General features: G+C 72.6%; 24 protein-coding genes. 8 read left to right on the forward strand and 16 right to left on the reverse strand.

Annotation, left to right across the window (positions count from 1 at the left end):
- Position 1: 1 nt before the first annotated feature.
- On the forward strand, positions 2-1,000 hold the full coding sequence (locus ACIGHB_RS33525) for an inorganic phosphate transporter (protein ID WP_360308143.1): 999 nt from the start codon (positions 2-4) through the stop codon (positions 998-1,000).
- A 125-nt stretch (positions 1,001-1,125) separates the two neighbouring features.
- Here the strand turns inward: ACIGHB_RS33525 and pstB are convergent, their stop codons facing one another.
- The 11 genes from pstB to mshD all read right to left on the reverse strand — a co-directional run bounded on the left by pstB (position 1,126) and on the right by mshD (position 12,719).
- A complete protein-coding gene (pstB, locus tag ACIGHB_RS33530; protein ID WP_360308146.1) occupies positions 1,126-1,902 on the reverse strand; it encodes a phosphate ABC transporter ATP-binding protein PstB in 777 nt (258 codons plus the stop codon).
- A gap of 26 nt (positions 1,903-1,928) precedes the next feature.
- Complete coding sequence (gene pstA / locus ACIGHB_RS33535) at positions 1,929-3,002, reverse strand: phosphate ABC transporter permease PstA (protein ID WP_360308149.1); 1,074 nt, start codon at positions 3,000-3,002, stop codon at positions 1,929-1,931.
- Positions 2,999-3,979, reverse strand: coding sequence for a phosphate ABC transporter permease subunit PstC (gene pstC / locus ACIGHB_RS33540; protein WP_360308152.1), 981 nt, complete (start codon positions 3,977-3,979; stop codon positions 2,999-3,001). The genes pstA and pstC overlap by 4 nt, the downstream gene beginning before the upstream one ends.
- A gap of 109 nt (positions 3,980-4,088) precedes the next feature.
- Positions 4,089-5,228, reverse strand: a complete 1,140-nt coding sequence (pstS, locus tag ACIGHB_RS33545; RefSeq protein WP_360308155.1) for a phosphate ABC transporter substrate-binding protein PstS — start codon at positions 5,226-5,228, stop codon at positions 4,089-4,091.
- 274 nt (positions 5,229-5,502) lie between these two features.
- Positions 5,503-5,943: an NUDIX hydrolase gene (locus tag ACIGHB_RS33550; protein WP_360308158.1), complete on the reverse strand. Its 441-nt coding sequence runs from the start codon at positions 5,941-5,943 to the stop codon at positions 5,503-5,505.
- Complete coding sequence (locus tag ACIGHB_RS33555; RefSeq protein WP_399918556.1) at positions 5,940-6,959, reverse strand: CHAD domain-containing protein; 1,020 nt, start codon at positions 6,957-6,959, stop codon at positions 5,940-5,942. Before ACIGHB_RS33555 ends, ACIGHB_RS33550 begins: the two co-directional genes overlap by 4 nt.
- On the reverse strand, positions 6,946-9,204 hold the full coding sequence (locus tag ACIGHB_RS33560; protein ID WP_399918559.1) for an RNA degradosome polyphosphate kinase: 2,259 nt from the start codon (positions 9,202-9,204) through the stop codon (positions 6,946-6,948). The genes ACIGHB_RS33555 and ACIGHB_RS33560 overlap by 14 nt, the downstream gene beginning before the upstream one ends.
- A 313-nt stretch (positions 9,205-9,517) precedes the next feature.
- Positions 9,518-10,459, reverse strand: coding sequence for an ABC transporter permease (locus ACIGHB_RS33565; protein WP_399918561.1), 942 nt, complete (start codon positions 10,457-10,459; stop codon positions 9,518-9,520).
- A complete protein-coding gene (locus tag ACIGHB_RS33570) occupies positions 10,456-11,298 on the reverse strand; it encodes an ABC transporter ATP-binding protein (protein WP_360308167.1) in 843 nt (280 codons plus the stop codon). Before ACIGHB_RS33570 ends, ACIGHB_RS33565 begins: the two co-directional genes overlap by 4 nt.
- Positions 11,295-11,687 (reverse strand): GntR family transcriptional regulator, encoded by a 393-nt coding sequence (locus ACIGHB_RS33575; protein WP_360308170.1) that lies wholly within the window; start codon positions 11,685-11,687, stop codon positions 11,295-11,297. The genes ACIGHB_RS33570 and ACIGHB_RS33575 overlap by 4 nt, the downstream gene beginning before the upstream one ends.
- 102 nt (positions 11,688-11,789) lie before the next feature.
- Entirely contained in the window at positions 11,790-12,719 is a 930-nt protein-coding gene (mshD, locus tag ACIGHB_RS33580) for a mycothiol synthase (protein ID WP_360308173.1), read from the reverse strand.
- Between the two features lie 159 nt (positions 12,720-12,878).
- On the opposite strand from mshD, the gene ACIGHB_RS33585 reads away from it, so the two are divergent.
- The 3 genes from ACIGHB_RS33585 to ACIGHB_RS33595 all read left to right on the forward strand — a co-directional run bounded on the left by ACIGHB_RS33585 (position 12,879) and on the right by ACIGHB_RS33595 (position 16,281).
- Positions 12,879-14,687, forward strand: a complete 1,809-nt coding sequence (locus ACIGHB_RS33585; protein ID WP_399918564.1) for a bifunctional metallophosphatase/5'-nucleotidase — start codon at positions 12,879-12,881, stop codon at positions 14,685-14,687.
- Positions 14,688-14,826: 139 nt separating this feature from the next.
- Positions 14,827-15,687 carry a phosphatidylinositol-specific phospholipase C gene (locus ACIGHB_RS33590; RefSeq protein WP_360308180.1) on the forward strand — a complete coding sequence of 287 codons (861 nt, stop codon included), beginning with the start codon at positions 14,827-14,829 and terminating at the stop codon, positions 15,685-15,687.
- 6 nt (positions 15,688-15,693) lie between these two features.
- Positions 15,694-16,281, forward strand: coding sequence for a DinB family protein (locus ACIGHB_RS33595; protein ID WP_399918566.1), 588 nt, complete (start codon positions 15,694-15,696; stop codon positions 16,279-16,281).
- A gap of 4 nt (positions 16,282-16,285) precedes the next feature.
- Here the strand turns inward: ACIGHB_RS33595 and ACIGHB_RS33600 are convergent, their stop codons facing one another.
- The 5 genes from ACIGHB_RS33600 to ACIGHB_RS33620 form a co-directional block, all read right to left on the reverse strand.
- Entirely contained in the window at positions 16,286-17,722 is a 1,437-nt protein-coding gene (locus tag ACIGHB_RS33600; protein ID WP_399918568.1) for a sensor histidine kinase, read from the reverse strand.
- Positions 17,719-18,453 (reverse strand): response regulator transcription factor, encoded by a 735-nt coding sequence (locus ACIGHB_RS33605; RefSeq protein WP_360308189.1) that lies wholly within the window; start codon positions 18,451-18,453, stop codon positions 17,719-17,721. Before ACIGHB_RS33605 ends, ACIGHB_RS33600 begins: the two co-directional genes overlap by 4 nt.
- A 20-nt stretch (positions 18,454-18,473) precedes the next feature.
- On the reverse strand, positions 18,474-19,574 hold the full coding sequence (locus tag ACIGHB_RS33610; RefSeq protein WP_399918570.1) for a S1C family serine protease: 1,101 nt from the start codon (positions 19,572-19,574) through the stop codon (positions 18,474-18,476).
- A gap of 282 nt (positions 19,575-19,856) precedes the next feature.
- Complete coding sequence (locus ACIGHB_RS33615; protein WP_360308195.1) at positions 19,857-20,879, reverse strand: LacI family DNA-binding transcriptional regulator; 1,023 nt, start codon at positions 20,877-20,879, stop codon at positions 19,857-19,859.
- Between the two features lie 72 nt (positions 20,880-20,951).
- Positions 20,952-21,785 carry a response regulator transcription factor gene (locus ACIGHB_RS33620; protein WP_399918573.1) on the reverse strand — a complete coding sequence of 278 codons (834 nt, stop codon included), beginning with the start codon at positions 21,783-21,785 and terminating at the stop codon, positions 20,952-20,954.
- Between the two features lie 246 nt (positions 21,786-22,031).
- Here ACIGHB_RS33620 and ACIGHB_RS33625 point away from each other — a divergent pair, with 246 nt between their 5' ends.
- The 4 genes from ACIGHB_RS33625 (at position 22,032) to ACIGHB_RS33640 (ending at position 25,391) form a co-directional block, all read left to right on the forward strand.
- Positions 22,032-22,907 (forward strand): alpha/beta fold hydrolase, encoded by an 876-nt coding sequence (locus tag ACIGHB_RS33625; RefSeq protein WP_360308201.1) that lies wholly within the window; start codon positions 22,032-22,034, stop codon positions 22,905-22,907.
- Positions 22,908-22,952: 45 nt separating this feature from the next.
- Positions 22,953-23,207 (forward strand): MoaD/ThiS family protein, encoded by a 255-nt coding sequence (locus ACIGHB_RS33630; protein ID WP_360308204.1) that lies wholly within the window; start codon positions 22,953-22,955, stop codon positions 23,205-23,207.
- A gap of 10 nt (positions 23,208-23,217) precedes the next feature.
- On the forward strand, positions 23,218-24,567 hold the full coding sequence (locus ACIGHB_RS33635; RefSeq protein WP_399918576.1) for a hypothetical protein: 1,350 nt from the start codon (positions 23,218-23,220) through the stop codon (positions 24,565-24,567).
- Positions 24,568-24,704: 137 nt separating this feature from the next.
- Complete coding sequence (locus ACIGHB_RS33640) at positions 24,705-25,391, forward strand: DUF2993 domain-containing protein (protein WP_399918579.1); 687 nt, start codon at positions 24,705-24,707, stop codon at positions 25,389-25,391.
- Positions 25,392-25,717 lie beyond the last annotated feature (326 nt).

Below are 25,717 nucleotides of genomic sequence, written 5' to 3' on the forward strand. Positions count from 1 at the left end.
CGTGGACACCTTCGCCCTGATCGTGACCATCGGTGTCGCGCTCGGCTTCACCTATACGAACGGCTTCCACGATTCGGCCAACGCGATCGCCACCTCGGTGTCGACGCGGGCGCTGACCCCGCGCGCCGCCCTCGCGATGGCCGCGGTCATGAACCTCGCCGGCGCCTTCATGGGCAGCGGGGTCGCCAAGACGGTCAGTGAGGGCCTGATCGAGACGCCGCACGGCGACAAGGGGATGGGCATCCTCTTCGCCGCGCTCGTCGGCGCGATCATCTGGAACCTGGTCACCTGGTACTTCGGTCTGCCGTCCTCCTCCTCGCACGCGCTCTTCGGCGGCATGGTGGGCGCGGCGCTCGCCGGCGGCACCGAGGTCATCTGGGGCGGCGTCCTCGACAAGGTCGTCATCCCGATGTTCATCTCGCCGGTGGTCGGCCTCGTGGCCGGTTACCTGGTGATGTGCGCGATCCTGTGGATCTTCCGCAAGGCGAACCCGCACAAGGCCAAGCGCGGTTTCCGCATCGCGCAGACGGTCTCGGCGGCCGGCATGGCGCTCGGCCACGGCCTCCAGGACGCGCAGAAGACGATGGGCATCGTGGTGATGGCCCTGGTCATCGCCGATGTGCAGCAGGCCGGTGACGACATCCCGGTCTGGGTGAAGATCGCCTGCGCCGTGATGCTCTCGCTCGGTACGTACGCGGGCGGCTGGCGCATCATGCGGACCCTCGGCCGCAAGATCATCGAGCTGGACCCGCCGCAGGGTTTCGCGGCGGAGACGACCGGTGCGTCGATCATGTTCGGCTCGGCGTTCCTCTTCCACGCGCCGATCTCCACCACCCACGTCATCACCTCCGCGATCATGGGCGTGGGTGCGACGAAGCGGGTGAACGCGGTGCGCTGGGGCGTCGCGAAGAACATCATCCTCGGCTGGTTCATCACGATGCCGGCGGCGGCGATCGTCGCGGCGCTGAGCTTCTACGTGGTGCAGCTGTTCTTCGGCTGAGGTCGGTGCGGCTGGTCTTCGGCTGAGGTCGGTAGGTGGCTGGAAATGGTCGGGCCCGGCTCCCCTGGGGGAGCCGGGCCCTTCGTCGTACGGTGGCACCGCCATGCAGCACCGCAGACGAGTCCTTATCCGAAGCGGCCGGAGATGTAGTCCTCGGTCGCCTGGACGCTCGGGTTGGAGAAGATGCGCTCGGTGTCGTCCAGCTCGATGAGCTTGCCGGGCTGGCCGACGGCGGCCAGGTTGAAGAAGGCGGTGCGGTCCGAGACGCGGGCGGCCTGCTGCATGTTGTGCGTCACGATGACGATCGTGAAGCGCTCCTTCAGCTCGCCGATCAGGTCCTCGATCGCGAGGGTCGAGATCGGGTCGAGGGCCGAGCAGGGCTCGTCCATGAGCAGGACGTCCGGCTCGACCGCGATGGCGCGGGCGATGCACAGGCGCTGCTGCTGACCGCCGGAGAGGCCGGAGCCCGGCTTGTTGAGGCGGTCCTTGACCTCGTTCCACAGGTTCGCGCCCTTGAGGGAGCGCTCCACGATGTCGGCGAGCTCGGCCTTCTTGTACGAGCCGTTCAGCCGGAGGCCCGCCGCCACGTTGTCGAAGATCGACATGGTGGGGAAGGGGTTGGGGCGCTGGAACACCATGCCGACGGTGCGGCGGACCGCGACCGGGTCGACACCGGAGCCGTACAGGTTCTCGTCGTCCAGCATCACCTTGCCCTCGACGCGGCCGCCGGGGGTGACCTCGTGCATGCGGTTCAGGGTGCGCAGGAAGGTGGACTTGCCGCAGCCGGAGGGGCCGATGAAGGCCGTCACCGAGCGGGGCTCGACGGTCATGGAGATGTCGTCGATCGCCTTGTGGGTGCCGTAGTACGCGGAGAGGCCGCTGACGTCGATTCGCTTGGCCATATCAGTTCACATCCAGAGTGCCGCGGTCAGCGGCCGGTCTTCGGGGCCTTCCAGCGGGCGATGCCGCGGGCCACCAGGTTGAGGATCATGACGAAGGCGATCAGGACGAGCGCGGCGGCCCAGGCGCGGGCCACGGCGGCGTCGGTGCCGACCGCGTACTGCTCGTACACGTAGAGCGGCAGCGAGGACTGGGCGCCTTCGAAGGGGTTCGGGTTGATGAGCTTCGTACCGAACACGAGGAGCAGGACGGGGGCCGTCTCACCGGTGATGCGGGCGACCGCGAGCATGACGCCCGTGGTGATGCCGCCGATCGCGGTGGGGAGGACCACCTTCAGGATCGTGCGCCACTTCGGGACACCGAGGGCGAGGCTGGCCTCGCGGAGCTCGTTCGGGACGAGCTTGAGCATCTCCTCGGTGGAGCGGACGACGACCGGCATCATCAGGATGGCGAGGGCCATCGCGCCGGCGAAACCGGAGGGGCCGAAGCCCAGCATCAGGTTCCAGGTGGCGAGGATGAAGAGGCCGGCGACGATCGACGGGATGCCCGTCATGACGTCGACGAAGAAGGTGACGGCCTTGGCGAGCTTCCCCGTGCCGTACTCGACCAGGTAGACCGCGGTGAGCAGACCGATCGGCGCGGCGATCAGGGTCGCGATGCCGACCTGCTCGATGGTGCCGAGGAGGGCGTGGTAGACGCCGCCGCCGGCCTCGGCGTCGAGGACGCCGTTCATCGAGTGGGTGAGGAAGTAGCCGTCGAGGACTTCCATGCCCTTGCTGATCGTCACCCAGGCGAGCGAGAGCAGCGGGATGACGGCGAGAACGAAGCAGACCCAGACGAGGCTGGTGGCGACGCGGTCCTTGGCCTGGCGGGAGCCTTCCACCTTGGTGGTGACGGCGTAGGTGGCCAGGACGAAGAGGAGCGCGGAGATCATGCCCCACTGCACCTTGCTGTGCCAGCCGGCGGCGAGGCCGATGCCGACGCCGGCGGCGATGGAGCCGGCCGCGACGGCGAGCGGGGTCCAGCGCGGGAGGCGGGCGTGGGAGAGGGGGCCGCGGGGCTTGGCGAACGCCACGGGGCGATCCTGGACGGCGTGGCTCATGCGTTGGCCCCCGAGTACTCCTTGCGGCGGGCGATGATCATGCGCGCGGCGCCGTTGACCAGCAGGGTGATGACGAAGAGGACGAGACCGGAGGCGATCAGCGCGTCCCGGCCGAACTCGTTGGCCTCGTTGAACTTCGCGGCGATGTTCTGGGCGAAGGTGCCGCCGCCCGGGTCGAGGAGGTGGCCCGAGAGGACGAAGCTGGGCGAGAGGACGACGGCGACGGCCATCGTCTCGCCGAGCGCGCGGCCGAGGCCCAGCATCGAGGCGGAGATGATGCCGGAGCGGCCGAAGGGCAGCACCGCCATGCGGATGACCTCCCAGCGCGTGGCGCCGAGGGCGAGCGCGGCCTCCTCGTGCATCTTCGGGGCCTGGAGGAAGACCTCGCGGGTCACGTTGGTGATGATCGGGAGGATCATGATGGCCAGCAGGATGCCCACGGTGAACATGTTGCGGGCGACGCCGTCGCCGGCCTTGTCGAAGATGTACGTCCAGCCCAGGTACTGGTCGAGCCACTTGTTGAGGCCGTCCAGGTACGGGACCAGGAAGATCGCGCCCCAGAGGCCGTAGATGATGCTGGGCACGGCGGCGAGCAGGTCGACGACGTACGCGAGCGGCTTGGCCAGCTTGCGCGGGGCGTAGTGCGAGATGAAGAGCGCGATGCCGATCGCGACCGGCACGGCGATGACCATGGCGATGATCGAGGAGACGATCGTGCCGTAGGCGAGGACGGCGATGCCGAAGACCGGCGGGGAACCGGCCGGGTTCCACTCGAAGGTGGTGAAGAAGTTGGTGCTGTCCTTGGAGATGGCGAGGATCGCGCGGTAGGTCAGGAAGCCCGCGATCGCGGCCATGATGACGAGCAGGGTGATGCCGGACCCCTTGGAGAGGCCGCTGAAGATGCGGTCTCCGGGGCGGGCCGCGCTCTTGGCGCGCCTGCTCCTGTTCTGGTCTATGGGTGGTGTCGTGGTAACCATCGGTTTCTCCGGTCTGCGGAGCCGTACGGGGTACGGCTCCTGGCGGCGGTGCACCGGATGCCGGGGGCGGCACCTCCACGGGAGGTGAGGGGCCGCCCCCGGCCGGGGGTCAGGACAGGGTGGGGACGATCGCGCGGACCTTGGCCGCGATCTCGGCCGGGAGCGGGGCGTAGCCGGCGTCGGCGAGGACCTTCTGGCCCTCGTCGCTGACGGTGTAGTTGAGGAACGCCTTCAGGGTCGGCAGGGTCTCCGCCTTGTTGCCCTTGTCGCAGGCGATCTCGTAGGTGACGAGGATGAGCGGGTAGGCGCCCTCGGCCTTGGTGGCGTAGTCGAGGGAGAGGGCCACGTCGTTGCCGGTGCCCTTGACCTTGGCGGCGGCGATGGCCTTGGAGGCGTTCTCCGAGGTGGCCGCGACCGGGGCGGAGGCGCCGGTGTTCAGGCTGACGGTGGAGATCTTGTTCGCGGTGGCGTACGAGAGCTCGAAGTAGCCGATGGAGCCCTCGGCGTCCTTGACGGCGGTCGCGACGCCGGAGGAGCCGTTGGCGGCCTGGCCGCCCTGGGCCGGCCACGACTTCGTCTTCGGGTCGTGCTTCCAGTCGGCCGGGGCGGCGACCGAGAGGTACTTGCCCAGGTTCTGGGTGGTGCCGGACTCGTCCGAGCGGTGGAACGCCTGGATGTTGCTGTCCGGGAGCTTGGCGCCCGGGTTCAGCTTGGCGATCGCCGGGTCGTTCCACTTGGTGATCTTGTTGTCGAAGATCTTGGCGAGGGTGGGGGCGTCCAGGACGAGGTTGTCCACGCCCTCCAGCTTGTAGCCGATGGCGATGGGGCCGCCGACCATGGGCAGGTTGACGCCGGTGCCGCCCTGGCAGATCTTCTTCGACTCGGCGACCTCTTCGTCCTTCAGGGCGGAGTCGGAGCCCGCGAAGGCGACCTGGCCCTGGTTGAACTTGGTGATGCCACCACCGGAGCCGATGGCCTGGTAGTTGACCTCGACACCCTCACAGGCGGCCTGGAAGTTCTTCACCCACAGGTCCATCGCGCCCTTCTGCGCGCTGGAGCCCGCGGCGAGCAGCTGGCCCTTGGCGCCGTCGCACTTGATGTTCGACGCCGCGGCGGACGTCTTGTCGCCGCCGCCCTTGGTGGGCTCGCTGTTGTCGTCCGAGCCACACGCCGACAGGACCAGCGCGCCGGAGACGACGAGGGCACCGATCGCGGAGGCGCGAAGCCCGTTCTTGCGCGAAAGCTTCACTTTCGGAGGTTCCTTCCAGAAGCCGCCGTGTTTCGGACCGGGTGTCCGTCGCTTCGAGGGCGGCGTGTGTCGGGTTGCGGGTGCATCGTCAGGCTCCGTGCACCCCGTAAGGCCGAAATTAGGCAGATCAGGTGAAGCGGCCAACCGTGGAGAGTGAACGCGAGGTGAACCGTGCCGTAAGCCACGGTGCGGCCCGGCACGGCGTGCCGGGCCCGTACGCGCGGCCGGGGCCGGGGTGCCGGGCTCGGGCCGGGGGCCGGCGGGGGCGCCGGGTCTAGCAGGCGTCGCCCGGCTGTCCGCCCGGGGTCGCCGCCGTCGCCAGGAGGGAGTCGAGCAGCGCGCGGTCGCGTGGCTGGGTCAGGCGGGTGCGGGCCTCGGCCGGCGGCAGCCAGTGCAGCCGGTCCACCTCCCGGCCCGGCACGAAGGCGCCGCCGAGGGCGCGGGCCGCCCAGTAGACGACCTCCTTGGGGCGGCCGTCGACGGGGTAGCGGACGGTGGGCAGCCGGGCGCCCAGCGCGCAGTGGTGCCCGGTCTCCTCCAGGACCTCCCGCCGGGCGCACGCCTCGGCGCTCTCGCCGCGCTTCCGCTTCCCCTTCGGATGGGACCAGTCGTCGTACTTCGGCCGGTGGACGAGGGCGATCTCGATGCCGTGCCCGGCCGGCGACGGGCGCCACAGGACGCAGCCCGCCGCCAGGACCGGTTCCGGGGAGGTCATGGGACCGGGACGGCGACCGTGTGCCAGGCGTGCTGGAAGGCGAAGCGGGCGGCTTCGACCTCGTGGCGCTGGTCGGCGTGGAGGATGCCGAGGGCGTACGCGGTGGCCGGGGCGATGCGGGGGGTACGGGCCGCCGCGGAGGCGGCGGCCCCCGCTTCGGCGGCGTCGCGGTGCCGGTCGAGGGCCCGGGCCGCCTCGTACAGCGGCGGGTCGGGCTCGGCGCCGAGGGCGGTCACCTCGGTGGCATACCGGTGGAGCCGGAGCAGCAGCCGGGTGTGGTGCCAGGGCGCGTCCTGGTTCTCGCCGGCGGCCAGCGCCAGGGCCTCCGCGTTGTACGGGTGGGCCGCGCGGCTCAGCGGCAGGGTGCCGACCGCGTCGAGGAGGCGGCGGCGGGCGACGGACGCGGAGGCGTCGAGGACCTCGTCGGCGGGGGCGGACCCGGCCGGGCCGAGCGGCACCTCGGAGGCGAGGAGGGCGACGGCGTCCGCGAGGGCGTGGAAGCGGGAGGAGCCGAGGGCCTGGAGGGCGGCCGAGTGGGCCCGGGTCCTGGCGAGGGTGAGCTGCCGTTCCAGGAGGGCGCCGGCCCGGGCGGCGCCGACGGTCAGCCCGGCGCTCTCCGAGCCGCGGGCGGCGGGCACCGGCCCGGCGCCGCCGGCCAGCCGGTTCAGCGCGTCCATCAGCCGCACCAGCCGTGAGGTGCACGCCTGCTCCAGGGCGAGGGTGCCGGAGAGCCAGGCCAGCTCGGTGCGGAGCTGGTCGGCCCAGGCGGTGTCGAGCAGCGGCCGGAAGGTGTGCAGGCTGCCGCTGATCCGGCGGGCGGCGGCCCGCAGCGTACCGGCGGCCTCCTCGGCTCCGGAGGTGTCCGCGCCGCTCTCGCCGTGCTGCCGCAGGCCGCGGAGGAAGTCCGCGGCCCGGGCGTGCAGGTAGGGAGCGAGGACCTCGCCCGCGGTCGCGTCGCGCGCGGAGCGCGTCGCGGACGGGGACTGCGCGGACTGCGTGGGGTCAAGGTTGTGCACGCCGGCGCCTCCGCGCGTCGATGAGCATCTCCTGCACGTGCCGCAGCGGCTTGCCCTCGGGGTCGGTCGCGTGGCGCGTCCAGTTCCCGTCCGGGCCGAGGTGCCAGGAGGAGGTGGTGTCGGACATCCCGGTCTCCAGGAGCCGGGTGAGTGCCGCCCGGTGGGCGGGGTCGGAGACCCGGACCAGGGCCTCGATGCGCCGGTCCAGGTTGCGGTGCATCATGTCGGCGCTGCCGAGCCAGACCTCGGGCTCGCCGCCGTTGCCGAAGGCGAAGACCCGGGAGTGCTCCAGGAAGCGGCCCAGCACGGACCGGACCCGGATGTTCTCCGAGAGGCCGGGGACGCCGGGCCGTACGGCGCAGATGCCGCGCACCCAGACGTCGACCGGGACGCCGGCCTGGGAGGCCCGGTAGCAGGCGTCGATGACGGCCTCGTCGACCATCGAGTTGACCTTGATCTTCACGTACGCGGGCCGGCCCGCCCGGTGGTGGGCGATCTCCTTGGTGATCCGGGAGACCAGGCCGTCCCGGAGCGACTTCGGGGCGGTCAGCAGGCGCCGGTAGGTCTCGCGGCGGGAGTAGCCGGAGAGCCGGTTGAAGAGGTCGGAGAGGTCGGCGCCGACCTGCGGGTCGGCGGTGAGCAGGCCGAGGTCCTCGTAGAGCCGGGCCGTCTTCGGGTGGTAGTTGCCGGTGCCGACGTGCGAGTACCGGCGCAGCAGCTCGCCTTCCTGGCGGACCACCAGGGACAGCTTGCAGTGGGTCTTGAGGCCGACGAGGCCGTAGACGACGTGGCAGCCGGACTCCTCCAGCTTCCGCGCCCACTTGATGTTGGCCTGCTCGTCGAAGCGGGCCTTGATCTCGACGAGGACCAGGACCTGCTTGCCGGACTCGGCGGCGTCGATGAGCGCGTCGACTATCGGGGAGTCGCCGGAGGTCCGGTACAGCGTCTGCTTGATGGCCAGGACGTCCGGGTCGGCCGCCGCCTGCTCCAGGAACGCCTGGACGGAGGTGGAGAAGGAGTCGTACGGGTGGTGAAGGAGCACGTCCCGCTCGCGCAGCGCCGCGAAGATGTCGGGCGCGGACGCGGACTCGACCTCGGCGAGGTCCCGGTGGGTGCCGGCGACGAACTTCGGGTACTTGAGCTCGGGCCGGTCCTGCGAGGCGACCCCGAAGAGCCCGGTCAGGTCGAGCGGGCCGGGCAGCGGGTAGACCTCGGCGTCGGAGACCTTCAGCTCGCGGACGAGCAGGTCGAGGACGTACGGGTCGATGGACTCCTCGACCTCCAGGCGGACCGGCGGCCCGAAGCGGCGCCGCATGAGCTCCTTCTCCAGGGCCTGGAGCAGGTTCTCGGCGTCGTCCTCCTCGACCTCCAGGTCCTCGTTCCTGGTCACCCGGAACATGTGGTGCGCCAGCACCTCCATGCCGGGGAACAGCTCCTCCAGGTGCGCCGCGATGACGTCCTCGAGGGGCACGTACCGCTGCGGGGACGCCTCCAGGAAGCGGGAGAGCAGCGGCGGCACCTTGACGCGGGCGAAGTGGCGGTGGCCGCTGACCGGGTTCCGCACGACCACGGCCAGGTTGAGGCTGAGCCCGGAGATGTACGGGAAGGGGTGCGCCGGGTCCACGGCGAGCGGGGTGAGGACGGGGAAGATCTGCTGGCGGAAGAGGGTGAAGAGCCGCGCCTGCTCCTTCTCCGTGAGCTCGGGCCAGCGGATCAGGTGGATGCCCTCGTCGGCCAGGGCCGGGGCCACGTCCTGCTGGTAGCAGGCGGCGTGCCGGGCCATCAGCTCGCGCGAGCGGGTCCAGATGAGGTCCAGGACCTCGCGGGGCTGGAGACCGGAGGCGGAGCGGGTGGCGACGCCGGTGGCGATGCGGCGCTTGAGGCCGGCGACCCGGACCATGAAGAACTCGTCGAGGTTCGAGGCGAAGATCGCGAGGAAGTTCGCCCGTTCGAGGAGGGGGGTCGTCGGGTCCTCGGCGAGTTCGAGGACGCGCTCGTTGAAGGCGAGCCAGCTGCGCTCGCGGTCGAGGAAGCGGCCCTGCGGCAGCTCGCCGTCGGTGCCGTCGCCGTCCTCGGTGTACGCCTCGTACGCGTCGAGGTCGGAGTCGAGGTCGGGCTCCAGGTCGCTCCCGGCTCCGCCGCCGTTGACGGCGTGCGGGCGGTGGGCCGCTATGGAACCCAGGGACGGCTGCGGGGACGCGGTGGCGGAGGTCTGGACCGGGACCTCGGCGGGCTGCTGGCTCATGGACCCATTCTTCCGCGCGAAGGGGTCGCCGGGCGCGTCGGAGCGGGCCGTGGGGGAGGGCAGTCTCCCCTTGGGAAGTCTTCCCGGGGAGATCACCCCGCCGGGCGTGGTCACGGATCGCTTCATTGCGTGAGCGTCGCAAGCGCGTCTGAATGGCGGGTGACGACGACATGTCGTGCGGGAATCGGGGGCGGGGCCTGTGACGGGCCCCGCCCCCCATCTTCACCCGTGCGGGTGACGGGCCGCCACGGGTGCCGGCTTCCTGCGGGTGCCCCGGCGCTACGGGTGCCGGCTTCCTGCGGATGCCCCGGCGCTACGGGTGCCGTGCGCGGAGCACCCGGAAGGCGGCGAGGGCCGCGAGGGCGGCGAGGGCGAGGAGGATGCCGGTCTCGATGAGCTGGGTGGGCAGGACGTGGGAGACGGGGTGGTAGTCGAGGTACTGGGCGGTGACGGGTTCGTCGGTGCGGCAGGCGCCGCCGGAGTCGCCGCAGAACCAGCCTTCCAGACGCCTGCCGTCGGAGGTGAGCAGTCCTTGCTTCACGATGAGCGCGCCGTCGGGGGCCATGAGGGTCGAGGCGTTCTCCACCGCCTCCCCGGTGATCGTGACCGGTGTCAGGAAGTCCCAGCGCCAGGCGTGGAGGGTGAGCAGGGTGACGCCGACGAAGAGGCCGGCGGCGGACATGGCGATCAGGGTGCGGTGGATCAGCAGTCCGGCGAGCGCGCCGACGGCGACGGCGAGGAGCGTGTAGGCGACGAGGACGGTGCCGAGGACCAGATACGGCCCGGCGTCCGTCCGCAGCAGGCTGTACGAGTCGCCGACCCGCGCCCAGCCGAGCGCGTACGCGCCGGTCAGGAGCAGGACGGCGCCCAGCGCGGTGCCGGTGGCGACGGTCAGCTTGGCGCGGAGCCAGGAGACCGGGCTCACCGACTGGGTGAGCGAGAGCTGGTACGTCCCCGACTCGAACTCGCGCGCCAGCATCGGTCCCGCGACGAAGAGCGCGACGAGGAACGGGATCCCCAGGACGCCCTCGGAGAAGGAGTGCATCGCGCCGCGCAGCCAGGGGTTCCCGCTGTTGAACGGGTCCAGTTGCAGGAAGCCGTCCTCCGTGCGCACGTCCGGGTACTGCGCGTCCCAGATCCGCAGCACGCCGATCACGGCCAGGGCCAGGACCGCCGCCGCGCCCGCCAGCCACAGCGTCCGCCGGTACTGGCGGATCGTCACCCACGCGGAGCCCTTCAGGGCGAGGCTGCTCACGCGGCGGCTCCTTCGGGGTTGCGGAGGTGGGCGAGGAGGAGTTCCTCGAGGGACGGTTCGGTGGATTCCCAGGGCCCTTCGACGGGGCCCTCGCGGCGGACAAGGGCGGTGAGTTGACGGCCCGTCGTGCGGGAGTCGACCACCGTGTGCGGGGCGAGGTCGGCGACCGGGCCCCGGAGCAGGGTGTGCGCGGCGAGCAGGTCGTCGACGGCGCCGTCGAGGCGGACGCGTCCGCCGGAGAGCAGCATCAGGTGGTCGCAGGCGCCCTCCAGCTCCGTGAGGATGTGCGAGGACATGACGACCGTGGTGCCGCGCTCGGCCGCGTCGGACATCAGCAGGCCCATGAGCTGGTGGCGGGCGAGCGGGTCGAGGTCGGCCATCGGCTCGTCCAGGAGCAGGAGTCCGGCGCGCTTGCCGAGGGCGAGCGCGAGGGCGACGCGGGTGCGCTGGCCGCCGGAGAGGTGCTGGACGAGGGTACCGGAGGAGAAGCCGCCGCCCTCGACAGCGCGGAGCGCGGCGGCGTCGTCCCAGCGGCCGGGGTTGAGCTCGCGGCCCATGCGGAGGGTGTCGGCGACGGTGAGCCGGGGGTGGAGCGGTTTGGCCTGGGCGACGTAGGCGAGCTCCTCGCGGGGCGGGGCGGTGAGCGTGCCCTCGGTGGGGCGGAGCAGGCCGGCGGCGAGGCCGAGGAGGGTGGACTTGCCGGCGCCGTTGGGCCCGACGAGGGCGCAGATCCGGCCGGCGGGGAGGGCGAAGTCGCACTCCCGGAGGGCCCAGCCGCCCCTCCGTCCGCCGTACTTCTTGCCCAGGAGCTCCGCTCCCAGGGCCACGTTCGCGGTCACTTCTCGTCGTCCCCCTCGTAGTGCTGTGTCAGTACGGCGGTGAAGAGCGCCGCCATGTCCTCGCGGTCCATGCCCTCCGCGCGAGCCCGGCGGGCCCAGGCGTCGAGCTCGCCCCTGAGGGGCGAGTCGGCGGGGGCGCTGGTGCCGAGCGTGGCGCGGACGAAGGTGCCGAGGCCGCGCCGGGCCTCGACGAGGCCCTCGCGTTCGAGCTCGCGGTACGCCTTGAGGACCGTGTTCGGGTTGATGGCCGTCGCTTCGACGACCTCGCGTGCGGTGGGCAGTCGGTCGCCGGGCTCCAGGAGGCCCATCCGGAGGGCCTGTTTCGTCTGCTGGACGATCTGGAGGTAGGTGGCGACGCCGCTGCGCCGGTCGATGCGGTACTCGACCACGTCCCTTCCACCACCCTTTCACTAATCAAGTAGTGAAAGGGTGGTGGAAAGAAGGGGGCGGTGTCAACTCCACCGCCCCCCGGGGCACATGAGAAACGTGCGTTACGACTCCGAGCGGTACATCAGGTCCACCTCGTGGGTCCGGAAGCCCAGCCCCTCGTAGACCCGCACGGCCGCCGAGTTGTCGGCGTCGACGTACAGCATCGCCGTCGGCAGCCCCTCCGCCGCCAGATGGCGCAGACCCGTCGCGGTGAGCGCCTTGCCGAGGCCGCCGCCCTGCGCCTGGGGCAGGATCCCGACGACGTACACCTCGCCGAGGCGCTCCTCGGCGTGGGTCTTGGTCCAGTGGAAGCCGACGAGGCGGCCGTCGGCGTCCTCCGCGAGGAAGAAGCCCTTCGGGTCGAACCACGGCTCGGCCATCCGGTCGTCCAGGTCGCGCTGGGTCAGCGAGCCCTGCTCCGGGTGGTGGGCGAAGGCGGCGGCGTTGACCGCGAGCCAGGCCGCGTCGTCCTGGCCGGGGACGAAGGTACGCAGCGTGATCCCCTCGGGGACGGCCGGCTCGGGGATGTCCAGGGGCGTCAGGGAGCGGCGCAGCTGGCGCAGTTCGCGGAAGAGCGTGAGGCCCAGGACCTGGGCGAGGTGGCGGGCGGACGGCTTGCCGCCGTGCGCCCAGACCCGCAGCCGCTTGCCGGAGGCGGCGAGGAGGGCGGTGCCGAGGGCGCGGCCGTGGCCCCGGCCGCGCTGGTCGGGGTGGACGACCAGTTCGGCGGCGGGGGCCTCGACGGGGTCGGTCTCCTCCAGCTGGGCGTAGCCCTGGAGGCGGGGCCCGACGGTGAGGAGGAAGTGCCGCACGCCGTCCCGCCGGCCGTGGCGGAGGTAGAGCCGCCCCTGTTCGGAGACCGCGTGCACGCCGTCGGCGCGGTCCGAGGCCGCGAGCAGGTCCATGACCTCCTGGACCTGCTCGGGGGTGAGCTCGTCGTACGTCTGGATCTGCCGTCCCGGTTCGAGGGCGGGCGCCGCGTCGGAAGTCATGGTGCGAGCCTACGGCGCCGGTGCTTCGGCCAGCGGCAACTGTCTTGTAACCGGCTACCCCCTGTTGCGCTACGCGCGTTGACTCTAGGCTGCGTCCGCAAGCGCGGCGACGATCAAAGCCGCGTACCGGGGCAAGGGGAAGAGGGGACCAGGGAAGAGATGGCAGTGAACCGCAGGAAGAGCAAGGCGGGGCGGCGGATTCTGGCCGCCGGCGCGGGGCTGGCGACCGTCGGGGCGCTCGTCGCGGCGATGCCGGCCGGTGCCGGCCAGGACCGCGGGGGCGAGCGGCACGGCGGGCACGGCCACGGCTGGGGCCGCATGGTCGACGTGCAGCTCCTGTCCTTCAACGACCTCCACGGCCACCTGGAGCCGCCGACCGGTTCCTCGGGCAACCTCAAGCGCGTGAAGGAGGACGGCACCACCGAGGAGATCAAGGGCGTCGGCGGCGCCGAGTACCTGGCCACGCACCTGGCGCAGGCCCGCAAGGGGAATCGTTACTCCATCACGGCCGCCGCGGGCGACATGATCGGTGCCTCGCCGCTGCTGTCCGGCCTCTTCCACGACGAGCCGACCATCGAGGCCCTGAACGCGATGAAGCTCGACGTGAGCTCGGTGGGCAACCACGAGTTCGACGAGGGCGCCCGCGAGCTGAGCCGCATACAGAACGGCGGCTGCCACCCGACCGAGGGCTGTTTCGAGAAGGGCAAGCGCTTCAAGGGCGCGAAGTTCCCGTACCTCACGGCCAACGTGACGGACGAGAAGAGCGGCAGGCCGCTGCTCGACCCGTACTTCATCTGGGAGAAGGACGGCGTCAGGATCGGCTTCATCGGCGTCACGCTCGAAGGCACCGGGAACATCGTCTCCGCCGAGGGCGTCAAGGGCCTGAAGTTCGGCGACGAGGCCGAGGCGATCAACAAGTACGCCAAGGTGCTGGAGCGCAAGGGCGTGAAGTCGATCGTCGCGCTGCTGCACGAGGGCGGTCTGCCCGCCTCGGGCGCGTACAACTACGACTGCGACACCCCGGGTGCCGGCGCCGGCATCTCCGGCCCGATCGTCGACATCGCCAAGAACGTCACCCCGCAGGTCGACGCCCTGGTCACCGGCCACACCCACCAGGCGTACGCGTGCACCATCCCGGACCCCTCGGGCAAGCCGCGCACGGTCACCTCGGCGGCCTCCTTCGGCCGGCTCTACACCGACACGACGCTCACCTACGACCGGCGCACGAAGGACATCGTCCGCACCGCCGTGTCCTCGGCGAACCACGTCGTCACCCGTGACGTGGACGCGCACTGGAAGATCACCAAGCTGATCAACCGCTGGAAGGCCCTGGCCGCCCCGATCGCGAACCGGCCGGTCGGCTACATCGGCGAGAACATCGAGAACCCGCTCGACGCGGTCGAGAGGCCGATGGGCAACCTGATCGCCGACGCGCAGCTGGCGGGTCTCTCCCCGGCCGACAAGGGCGGCGCGCAGCTCGCGCTGATGAACCCGGGCGGCGTCCGCGCGCCGCTGACCAAGGGCGACGACGGCGTGGTGACCTACGGCGAGGCGTACACCGTCCAGCCGTTCACCAACATGATGACGACGGTCGACCTGACCGGCGCCCAGCTCGTCACCGCGCTCCAGCAGCAGGTCAGCGGTGCCAACCAGGCGGCCCCGAAGATCCTCCAGGTGTCGAAGAACTTCACGTACACCCTGGACATGACGAAGGCGGGCGCGGACCGGATCGTGGTCGACTCGGTGCGGCTGAACGGCGAGCCGATCGACCCGGCGAAGAGCTACCGGGTCGCGATGAACGAGTTCCTCACCGGCGGCGGCGACGGCTTCCCGGTCCTGGCCACCGGTGCGAACAAGCTGGTCGGCGCCTCGGACCTGGAGATCTTCATCGCCTACCTGACGGCCAACTCCTCGGCGGCCCAGCCGCTCATGGCCCCGGCGACCGGCCGCATCACGGTCGTGCAGTAGTCCTCGGGTGTCCTCCGCCCGTACGGCCGACGCGGTCGTACGGGCGGAGGAACACCCCCCGTTCCGGCCGCCCCCGGCCGAAGGCGCACCCGTCCCCGCTCTGGCGCAGGTTGACGTGCACCTGCCATCATCCCGTTCCATGGAGCGACGACGCTTTCTCGCCGGGGCCCTCGGGGCCGGAGCCGTACTGCTCACCGGGGCGCCCGCGGCACGCGCCGCGGCCGTGGACCCGCGCGCGTGGATGGGAGCGCACCCGGACGGCACCGCGCTCGCCCGGCTCACGATCCCCGGCACGCACGACTCCGGGGCGCGGTTCGGCGGGCCGTGGGCCCAGTGCCAGAACACCACCGTCGCGCAGCAGCTCGACAGCGGGGTGCGCTTCCTCGACGTGCGCTGCCGGGTGACCGGCGGGTCCTTCGCCATCCACCACGGCGCCGCCTACCAGCACATGATGTTCGGCGACGTGCTCGTCGCCTGCCGCGACTTCCTCGCCGCCCACCCCTCCGAGACGGTCCTCATGCGGGTCAAGCAGGAGTACTCGGAGGAGTCCGACGCCGTCTTCCGGGGCGTCTTCGACGACTACCTCGACCGGCGCGGCTGGCGCTCCCTCTTCCGGATCGGCGACGGGCTCCCCGCGCTCGGGGAGGCCCGGGGCCGGGTCGTGCTCCTCGCCGACAACGGCGGACTGCCCGGCCTGCGCTGGGCCGACTCCCGTCACTTCGCCGTGCAGGACGACTGGAACGCGCTCCCCGCCGCCAAGTACCCCAAGATCGAGGCCCACTTCCGCGCCGCCGCCGAACGGCCGGGACCGCTGTACGTGAACTTCGTCAGCACCTCCGCCGCCCTGCCGCCCCGCTGGAACTCCGACAACCTCAACCCGCGCGTCCACGCCTTCCTCGACGGCTCCTGGGCGGCCGGCCGCACCGGACTCGGCATCGTGCCACTGGACTTCCCCGCCACCCGCCCCGGGCTCGTGGACGCCCTGCTCCGCCACAACTGAGCCACCATGGCGCCCATGAACACCAGCGACACCAGCGACACGGACCTGACCCGGTGGACGACCTCCACCGTCCACACCGACATGTGGGCCGACCCCGACGACGACCCGCGCGAGGGCGGCGGCCCGGAGGTCACCGACGAGCGCGGCGCGCTCCTCGACGCCCTGCGCCACTTCCGCCTCACCCTGGAGCTGAAGTGCGAGGGCCTCGACGCCGAGCAGCTCGCCCGCCGCTCCGTACCGCCCTCCACCATGTCCCTCCTCGGCCTCCTGCGGCACATGGCCGAGGACGAACGCCACTTCCGCCGCCTCGCCGGCGAGCCCTCGCCCCGGATCTACCGCACCCCCGACGACCGCGAGGCCGACTGGACCGGCGCCGTCGCCGACCCGGCCGTCGTCGAGGACGCCCGGCGCCGCTGGAAGGAGGAGGCGGAGGCGACGGACCGCTTCATCGCCGCCGCCCCCGACCTCGGCGCGCCGATCGCCGACGGCGGACAGCTCCGCGAACTCCTCACCATGCAGATCACCGAGTACGCCCGCCACTGCGGCCACGCCGACCTGCTGCGCGAACGCGTCGACGGGCGCGTCGGGCAGTAGCCCGTCAGCCGGTGACCTCCGGTGGCGGTGTCGGCGCGCCCGGCAGGCGGAGGGCCGCGATCGTGCCGCCGCCCTCCGCCGGGGTCAGGCTCACCGAACCGCCCGCCTGCTTGACCGTACGGGCCACGATCGAGAGGCCCAGGCCCGAGCCGGGGAGGCTGCGGGCCGACGGGGAGCGCCAGAAGCGGTCGAAGACGTGCGGGAGCTCGTCGGGGGCGATGCCGGGGCCGTGGTCGCGGACCGTCAGCTCGCCGCGCATCAGGACCACCTCGACCGTGCCGCGCGGCGGCGAGAACTTCACCGCGTTGTCGAGGACGTTGACCAGGGCCCGTTCCAGCGCGGCCGGTTCGGCGCGTACGTACCAGGGCGCCAGGTCGGTCGTGAAGGTCAGCTCCGGGCCGCGCAGGCGCGCCCGGTCGAGGGCCGAGCGCAGGACGGTGTGGAGGGGGACGACCTCCAGGGGACCCGGGCGCACCGCGTCGGGGCGGGCCAGCTCCTGGAGGTCGCCGATGAGCGCGGCCAGCTCCGTCATCTGCGCCTTCACCGAGGCCATCAGCGCCCGGCGGTCCTCCGGCGGGATCGCACGGCCGGTCTCCTCGCTGCGGGCGAGCAGTTCGAGGTTGGTGCGCAGGGAGGTCAGGGGGGTGCGGAGTTCGTGGCCGGCGTCGGCGATCAGGCGGGCCTGCCGGTCGCGCGAGCTGGCCAGCGCGGCCGTCATCTGGTTGAAGGACCGCGAGAGGCGGGCGATCTCGTCCTCGCCCTCCGCCGGGATCCGTACCGTCAGGTCCTCCGTCGCGGCCACGTGCTCCACCGCCCCGGTCAGCCGGTTCACCGGCTCCAGGCCGGTCCGCGCCACCCACAGTCCTGCGGCGCCCGCGCCGACCACGCCGATGCCGGAGACCAGCAGCAGGACCCAGCCCAGGGTGGCGAGCGAGTTGTCGATCTCTGCGAGGGGGCGGGCGACGGAGACGGCGACGAGCCCGGGCCCCAGCTGCTGCGGGTACGTGTACACGCGCATCTCGCGGCCGTCGGCGTCCTTCACCGTGTGCAGGACGTTCGGGAGCGCGCCCCGGGCCACCGCGCGATCGGCCTCGCCGACCGGGAGCGCGGCCTGGCCGGAGGTGCAGACGCCGCCGGCCGCGTCGATGATCTGCACGGTGTACGAGCCGGCGGCCGGCGGCGGGGTCTCGCCCCGCCGGCAGAGCGTGAACAGGCTCGCCACGGCGCCCTGGTCGAGCCGGGTCGTCCGCAGCCCCGCGTCCATCTCGCCCTCCAGCTGCGCCCGCGTCACGAACCAGCAGGCCGCCGAGACGGCGGCGACCGCGACGGCCACCGCGAAGGCGGTGAGCAGGGCGAGCCGGGAGCGCAGCGGGCGGGAGCGGAACCAGGCCAGGGGGGTGCGGGGCCGTGGCCGGGGACCGGCGCCGGGAGGAGGGGTCATTCGGCGCCGCCTCCGCCGCGGAGCACGTAGCCGACCCCGCGCACGGTGTGGACCAGGCGCGGTTCGCCGCCCGCCTCCGTCTTGCGCCGCAGGTACATCACGTACACGTCCAGGGAGTTCGAGCTGGGCTCGAAGTCGAAGCCCCAGACGGCCTTGAGGATCTGCTCGCGGGTGAGGACCTGCCGGGGGTGCGCCAGGAACATCTCCAGGAGCGTGAACTCGGTGCGGGTCAGCTCGACGGGCCGCCCGGCGCGGGTGACCTCGCGGGTCGCCAGGTCCATGCGCAGGTCCTCGAAGGAGAGCACGTCCGCCGGTTCGGCGGTGACGGCCGACGGCGCGGCGTAGGAGCTGCGGCGCAGCAGGGCGCGGATGCGGGCGAAGAGCTCGTCGAGCTCGAAGGGCTTCACGAGGTAGTCGTCGGCGCCGGCGTCGAGGCCGGTGACGCGGTCGCCGACGGTGTCGCGGGCGGTGAGCATCAGGATGGGCACGGTCGAGCCGGCGGCCCGGATCCGGCGGGCCGCCGTCAGCCCGTCCATGCGCGGCATCTGCACGTCGAGGACGACGAGGTCGGGGGCGTACGACTCCATGGCGGCGAGCGCGTCCATCCCGTCGACGGCCTCCCGCGTCGCGTACCCCTCGAAGGCGAGGGAGCGGCGCAGGGCCTCCCGCACGGCGGGTTCGTCGTCGACGATGAGGATGCGTTCGGATGCGTTCGGCTGCCCGCTGCTCATGGGGTCAGCGTGCCATGCGTTCAGCTCCGGCCGCCCGAGCGGAGGGTGTCGAGATCGGCCTTGAGGGTGTCCACCGGGATGGCGAATCCGAGGCCGACGCTGCCGGCGGTCGAACCGCTCGAAGAGCTGGGCGAATACATGGCCGAATTGATCCCGATGATCTCGCCGTTCATATTGATCAGCGCGCCGCCGGAATTCCCCGGGTTGAGGGAGGCGTCGGTCTGGAGCGCCTTGTACGTGGTCTTCGAGGAGCCGGTGTCGCCGTTGAACTCCTGCCCGCCGAACTCGAACGGCCAGCCCTGGCGCGGGTCCCACCGCTGCTGTCCGTCCTGGCCGCCGGAGTCCTCCTCGGCGTCCTCGGGGTCCTTGGCGACCGTGACGTCCCGGTCGAGGGCGGAGACGATGCCGCTGGTGACGGTGCCGGTGAGGCCCTCGGGGGAGCCGATGGCGACGACCTCGTCGCCGACCTTCACCTTGGAGGAGTCGCCGAGGGTGGCGGCCTTGAGCCCGGAGGCGTCCTGGAGCTTGATGAGGGCGAGGTCCTTGTCGGGGTCCTTGCCGACGACCTCGGCCCGGTAGGTCTTGCCGTCGCTGGTCCGCACGGTGATGTCGGAGGCGCCGGAGATCACGTGGTTGTTGGTGACGATCTCGCCGTCGCCGGTGATGATCACGCCGGAGCCGGTGGACTTGCCGGAGGTGGAGCTCGCGGAGATCTCCACGATGGAGGGGGAGACGGCCTCGGCGACCCCGGCGACCGTGCCGGCGCTGCTCGCGGAGACGTTGGTGCCGCTGACGACGGAGGAGGCGGTGACGGGCGCGTCCCGCACGGTGAGCTGCTGCACCAGGGTCGCGGTGCCGCCGCCGATCGCCGCGGCGGCGATGGCCACGGCGGCCATCAGTCCGACACCGCGCTTGGCGCGCCGCCGGGAGACGGGCGCGGGGCCGGCGGCGGGCGCAGGGCCGGCCGTCGCGTACGCCGGTCCGGCAGGGGGAGGGGTGTGCCCGCCGCCGGACCCGGACGGCCACACGGTGGTGCCCGGCTCGGTCGTGATCGGCCGCACCGGCTCGTACGGCGGGCGCGGCGGGTGGTACGGCTGCTGGGGCTGGGTGTGGTCCGTCATGGATCAGACTCTCGGCCCGCGAGATGAGAACCACCTGAGGACCGGCTGAGAAGCCCGACAGAACCCTGTATGCCCGAAATAAGGACGGGCGTGGGGGTCGGCGGTGGTGGATGGCGGGGGGCGTGGTCCGAGGGCCGCGCCCGGGGCGGGGCAGTGGCAGCCGCGCCCGGGGCGGGTCGGTGGCAGCCGCGCCCGGGGCGGGTCGGTGGCAGCCGCGCCCGGGGCGGGTCGGTGGCAGCCGTGCCCGGGGCGCAGGTCAGTGGCAGCCGCGCCCGGGGCGGGTCAGTGGCAGCCGCAGGAGCGGCGGACCACCAGCGCGGAGGGGAACTGCTTGACGCGTTCGCGGCGCGAGCCGGCCACCCGGACGGCGTCGTCCAGCACCAGATCGACGGCCGCCCGGGCCATCGCCGGGCGGTCGGAGTAGACGGTGGTCAGCGGCGGATCGGTGAGCGCCGCCTCCTTCACGTCGTCGAAGCCCGCCACCGCCAGCTCGGTCGGCACGTCGATGCGCAGCTCGCGGGCGGCCCGCAGCACGCCGAACGCCTGGTCGTCGGTGGAGCAGAAGATCGCCGGCGGCCTGTCCGGGCCCGCGAGCAGCTTCAGGGCCACCTGGTAGGCGTCGTACCGGTTGTACGGGGCCTCGAAGAGCCGGCCCTCGACGGACCGGCCGGCCTCCACCATGGCGCGCCGCCAGCCCTCGACGTGGTCGGCGACCGGGTCGCCGACGGCCGGGGTGTTGGGGACGCCGCCGAGGCACGCCACGTACGGGTGGCCGTGCTCCAGGAGGTGCCGGGTGGCGAGCTGCGCGCCGCCGATGTCGTCGGTCACGACGGCCACGTCGTCGATCGCCTCGGGCCGCTCGTGCAGCAGCACCACGCGCGCGTCCCACGCCTCGATCTCGCTCGCGGCCTGCTCGCTCATGCCCTGGCTGACCAGGATCAGTCCGGAGACCCGCATGCCGAGGAAGGCGCGCAGGTAGTGGATCTCGCGCTCGGTGCGGTAGTCGGAATTGCCGACGAGGACCATCTTCCCGCGCTCGGCGGCGGCCTGCTCGACCGCGTGCGCCATCTCCGCGAAGAAGGGCTGGCGCGCGTCCGGCACGATCATGCCTATGAGGTCCGTGCGGCGGGACGCCATCGCCTGGGCCACCCGGTCGGGCCGGTAGCCCAGCTCCTTGATGGCGGCGAGGACACGCTCGCGCGTGGCCGGGGCGACCGGCCGGGGTCCGTTGTTGATGACGTAACTCACGACCGCGGTCGAAGTACCCGCCAGTCGCGCTACGTCATCCCGCGTCACCTTGGCCACGCGCGGAAGTCTACGCGGGGTGACCTACCTACCGGCAGGTCGCACTGTGGCATACGCCACGTTGCCGTCCGCCTAACGGGTGGAATCGGCCGTGGCGCCCTTGACTCCGGCACCGGAACGAGCCTCCTGCCGGGCGTCCTGTCCCGCTTCCGACCCCTTCGTCCCCGCGGAGCCGTCCGCCCGCTTCGCTTCCTTCGCCTCCTTGGCCCGCGCCTCCTCGGCGGCCCGCTCGACCTTCTCGGGCGTCACGAAGCGATAACCCACGTTCCGCACGGTGCCGATCAGCGACTCGTGCTCGGGGCCGAGCTTCGCCCGCAGCCGCCGCACGTGCACGTCCACCGTCCGGGTGCCGCCGAAGTAGTCGTACCCCCACACCTCCTGGAGCAGCTGCGCGCGCGTGAACACCCGGCCCGGGTGCTGCGCCAGGTACTTCAGCAGCTCGAACTCCTTGAAGGTCAGGTCCAGGACCCGCCCCTTCAGCTTCGCGCTGTACGTGGCCTCGTCCACCGACAGGTCGCCGTTGCGGATCTCCATCGGGGAGTCGTCCGCCACGATCTGCTGACGGCCCAGCGCGAGCCTCAGCCGCGCCTCCACCTCGGCAGGACCCGCCGTGTCGAGCAGCACGTCGTCGATGCCCCAGTCCGCGGTGACGGCCGCCAGACCGCCCTCCGTGACCACCAGGATCAGCGGACAGCCGGGCCCCGTGGAGCGCAGCAGCTGGCAGAGCGAGCGGACCTGCGGCAGGTCGCGCCGGCCGTCGACGAGGATCACGTCCGCGCCCGGGGTGTCCACCAGCGCCGGACCCTCGGCCGGCGCCACCCGCACGTTGTGCAGCAGCAGGCCGAGGGCGGGCAGCACCTCGGTCGACGGCTGGAGGGCGTTGGTCAGCAGCAGCAGTGAGCTCATCGGGCCTCGCCCCCTGCCAGGGTCGGCCGGCTCGTCGGTCGGTCGTGCTTCGTACGCTCGTCCATGACGTCGGTTCCTCCTCGGTCCCTGCGAGGACAGCTGCGGTACTGCTCGGGTGGTGCGGGTCTCACCTGTGGCTCTCGCGCCCTGAGAGCTTTTGTTCATCCGTCCGTAACAACGGTCGGAAAACGCAAAAGGACCCGGTGGCGACGTCGCCCGGATCCTCTGCCCAGGAGAATAGCCCACATGAGTTCCGAGGCAGAGGGCCGATTTCACATGATGGATGTTTCCTCGCTCACTTTCGGACCTCGCCGCGCAATGCTGCGGACGGCCGACGGCGTCCGCATCGAGGCGCTGCACGAACCCTTCCCCGCCAGTGTCGCCGACCCCGCCGACAGCGCACCCGACAGCGACAGCGCACCCGGCACCGGCGGCGGCCCCGCCACCGGTGCCGGCACGGCCGTGGTCGTCGCGCACGGCTTCACGGGTTCACTCGACCGGCCCGCCGTCCGCCGCGCCGCCGAGGTCCTCGGCCGCCACGCGGCGGCCGTCGTCACCTTCTCCTTCCGCGGCCACGGCGGCTCCGGCGGCCTCTCCACCGTCGGCGACCGCGAGGTCCTGGACCTCGCCGCCGCCGTCCGCTGGGCCCGCGAGCTGGGGCACGCGCGCGTGGTGACCGTCGGCTTCTCCATGGGCGGCTCGGTCGTCCTCCGGCAGGCCGCCCTCGACCGCGGCACCGACGCCGCGCCCGACGCGGTCGCCGCCGTCTCCGCCCCCGCCCGCTGGTACTACCGGGGGACGGCCCCGATGCGCCGCCTCCACTGGGTCGTCACCCGCCCGGTCGGCCGGCTCGTCGGCCGGTACGGGCTCCGCGTCCGCATCGACCGGCGCCCCTGGGACCCCGTCCCGCTCTCCCCGGTCGAGGCCGCCGCGCGGATCGCCCCGACCCCGCTGCTCGTCGTCCACGGCGACCGGGACGCCTACTTCCCCCTCGACCACCCGCGCACCCTGGCCGCCGCGGGCGGCGCCGAACTGTGGCTGGAGCCCGGCATGGGCCACGCCGAGAACGCCGCCGCGGAGGAACTGCTCGACCGGCTCGGCGCCTGGCTCGTCCGCCGATAGCCCATCATGGGGGGCGGCGCGCACACGAACGAAGGGAGCGCCGCTATGGCAGCGGGAACCATCCGCTACTGGGCCGCGGCCAAGGCCGCCGCCGGGATCGCCGAGGAGCCGTACACCGCCGAGACCCTCGCCGAAGCCCTGGACGCCGCCCGCGCGAACCACCCGGGCGAGCTCGTCCGTGTCCTCCAGCGGTGCTCGTTCCTCGTCGACGGCGACCCGGTCGGAACCCGGAGCCATGAGACGGTACGGCTTGCCGAGGGCGGCACGGTCGAGGTGCTCCCCCCGTTCGCAGGAGGGTGAACCCCACAGCATGAGCGATGACCAGCGGTACGGCGGGCAGCCGTACGACCCGAACGCGTACGACCCCTCGGTCACCCAGACCTGGGAGGGCCAGACCTGGGACACCACGTACCAGCCCGCGGTCCGGCCGCCGCAGGAGCAGCCGTACGCCGCAGACGCGCAGCCCCGGCAGGCGTACACCCCGGAGCCGTACGCGGAGCCGTACCGGCCGGAGACGTACCCGCCGGAGCCGTACAGCCAGGGGGCGCACCCCCAGGGGGCGCACCCTCAGGCCGCGCATCCCCAGGGCACGCATCCCCAGGCCGCGCATCCCCAGGGCACGCACGCCCAGGCGTACGCGCCGGAGCCGTACCCGCGACAGGCGTACCCCCAGGCGCACGCCCAGGAGCAGTACGCCCAGGAGCAGTACACCGCTGGGCCGTACGCCCAGGAGCCGTACCCGCAGGCGTACGCCCAGCCGCGGCATGAGGCCCACGCCCCGGTGCCGGCCCCCGCCGCCCCCGCCCCCGCCCCCGCTCCGGTCCCGGAGGCCGTCCCGGAAGCCGTCCCGGCGGCCGGCGCCGGGCCCGCGTACTCCTCGCCGACGACCTCCGGCAACACCCGCATCACCGACGCCCAGCGCGCGCGGGCCGAGGGCCGGTCGCCGATCATCGAGCCCGGGATGCGGCCCGCCCTCCTCACCGCCGTCCTCGGACTGCTGCTCGCCGGGGGCGCCGCGCTCGGCACGTACGGGCTCCTGCTGCCGCTGGTCGCGCTCCAGGGACTCACCGCCGCCGGCTGGTTCCGGCTCAACGGCATGTGGCCCGCCCGCCAGGGCATCGCCCTCGCCTTCCTCGGCGGGCTCGTCGCCGACGCCGCCCTCCTGGCCACCGGCCGCGAGCACGCCGCCCCCGCCCTCCTCGGCACCCTCGGCGTCTGGGTCCTGCTCAGCCTGGTCCTCCAGCTCCGCAGCCACGCCGACCCCGACGAGCGGATGTACGGCCTCATGGCCACCGTCGCCTCGGCGGCGCTCACGGTCCTCGCCGCCGGGCACCTCGGCGCCGAACCGGACGCGGTGGTGGCCGGTTCCGCCGCCGTCGCCGCGACCGTCCTCGCCCGCGCGGTCCCGCTGCCCGGCCCCGTCTCCCTCGTCGTCTCGCTGCTCGCCGCCGCCGGCGCGGGCATCGCCGCCGGCACGCTCGCCGGCATGGGCGCCTCCGGCGCGCTCCTCGGCCTCGCCACCGGCGTCTGCGCCCTCGTCGGCCTGCGGGTGGCCAGCTACGACTACCCGTCCCGCTTCGTGCACATGACGGCCGGAGTGGCCCTGCCGCTGACGGCGGCGGCGCCCGCCGTGTACCTTCTCGGCCGCGCCCTGGTCTGAGCGGTCCGGCCGCACCGCCCGGGGCTCCCGGGAACCACTCGGCCCCCCGGCACGTCGATCACGTGTCGGGGGGCCGGCACACGTCTCCGGCGATGTCCCCGGACATCGTCATCTTCGGCAACGGGGGAAAATCAGCCATGCGAGCACTGCGGATCCTGCTGGTGGTGGCCGTCGTGCTGGGCGGGATCCTGGTGGGAGGCGACCGGCTGGCCGTCGCCTGGGCCGAGTCCGAGATCGCCGGGCGCGCCTCGCTCGCGGGCGGCAGGACCGAGTCGGTCGAGGTGGACATCAAGGGCTTCCCCTTCCTCACCCAGGCCGCCGACAAGCGCTTCGGCGAGGTCGAGGTGGTCGCCCGGGGCGTCCGCACCCAGGCCGGCGGCAAGCCCGTGCGGATCGGCGAGCTCACCGTCGACCTGCGGGACGTGACGGTGACGGGCGACTGGACCGGCGCCAGGGCCGCCTCGGCGACCGGCACGGCGCTCATCTCGTACGCGGACCTGGTCGCCGCCTCGGAGCGGGCCACCGCCATGGAGTACGGCGGCCCCGGCAAGGTGAAGGTGACGGGCAGCGTCGAGGTCCTGGGCCGCAAGGTGACCCGTACCGTCGTCTCCTCCGTCACACTGGTCGACGGCGACACCATCAAGGTCCGCGCCGACGAGGTGCCCGGCGAGGGCATCCCGCTCGTGGAGGACATGATCCGCGAGCGCACCGACTTCGAGCGCGAGCTCGGCCGCGTCGCCGGGATGCGGGTCTCCAAGGTGGAGCCGCGCCCGGAGGGGCTCGCGGTCACGGTGACCGGCAAGGACGTCGCCGTGGCGGGCTGAGAAAGGCCCACCGTCCCGGACACTTTCACATACTGAGACGAGCCCGTCCGATCCGCAGAAGCGCGGGGCCGGGAGGGCCGTCGGCGAGGGGTCGGAGCGTGCTCCGGCCCCTCTCTCATCTCATTCTTCGGACGATCGCGTCTCACGATACGACACGCCGGTGACACGGTCGCCTGTCCGTCCCTACGATCGACGGCATGAAGCGACAGGCGGAACTCACGAAGCGGCGGGCAGTAGACCTGTGCCGCATCGCCGCCATGCTCTGTCGCTCCGTCTGAGCGGGACGCGCTCCGCGCCCGTATTCCCCACGGCCCGCCGGCCCCTCG

Origin of the sequence: Streptomyces sp. NPDC085460, from assembly GCF_044541975.1 — a bacterium.
In the GTDB taxonomy this organism is placed as follows: Bacteria; Actinomycetota; Actinomycetes; order Streptomycetales; family Streptomycetaceae; genus Streptomyces.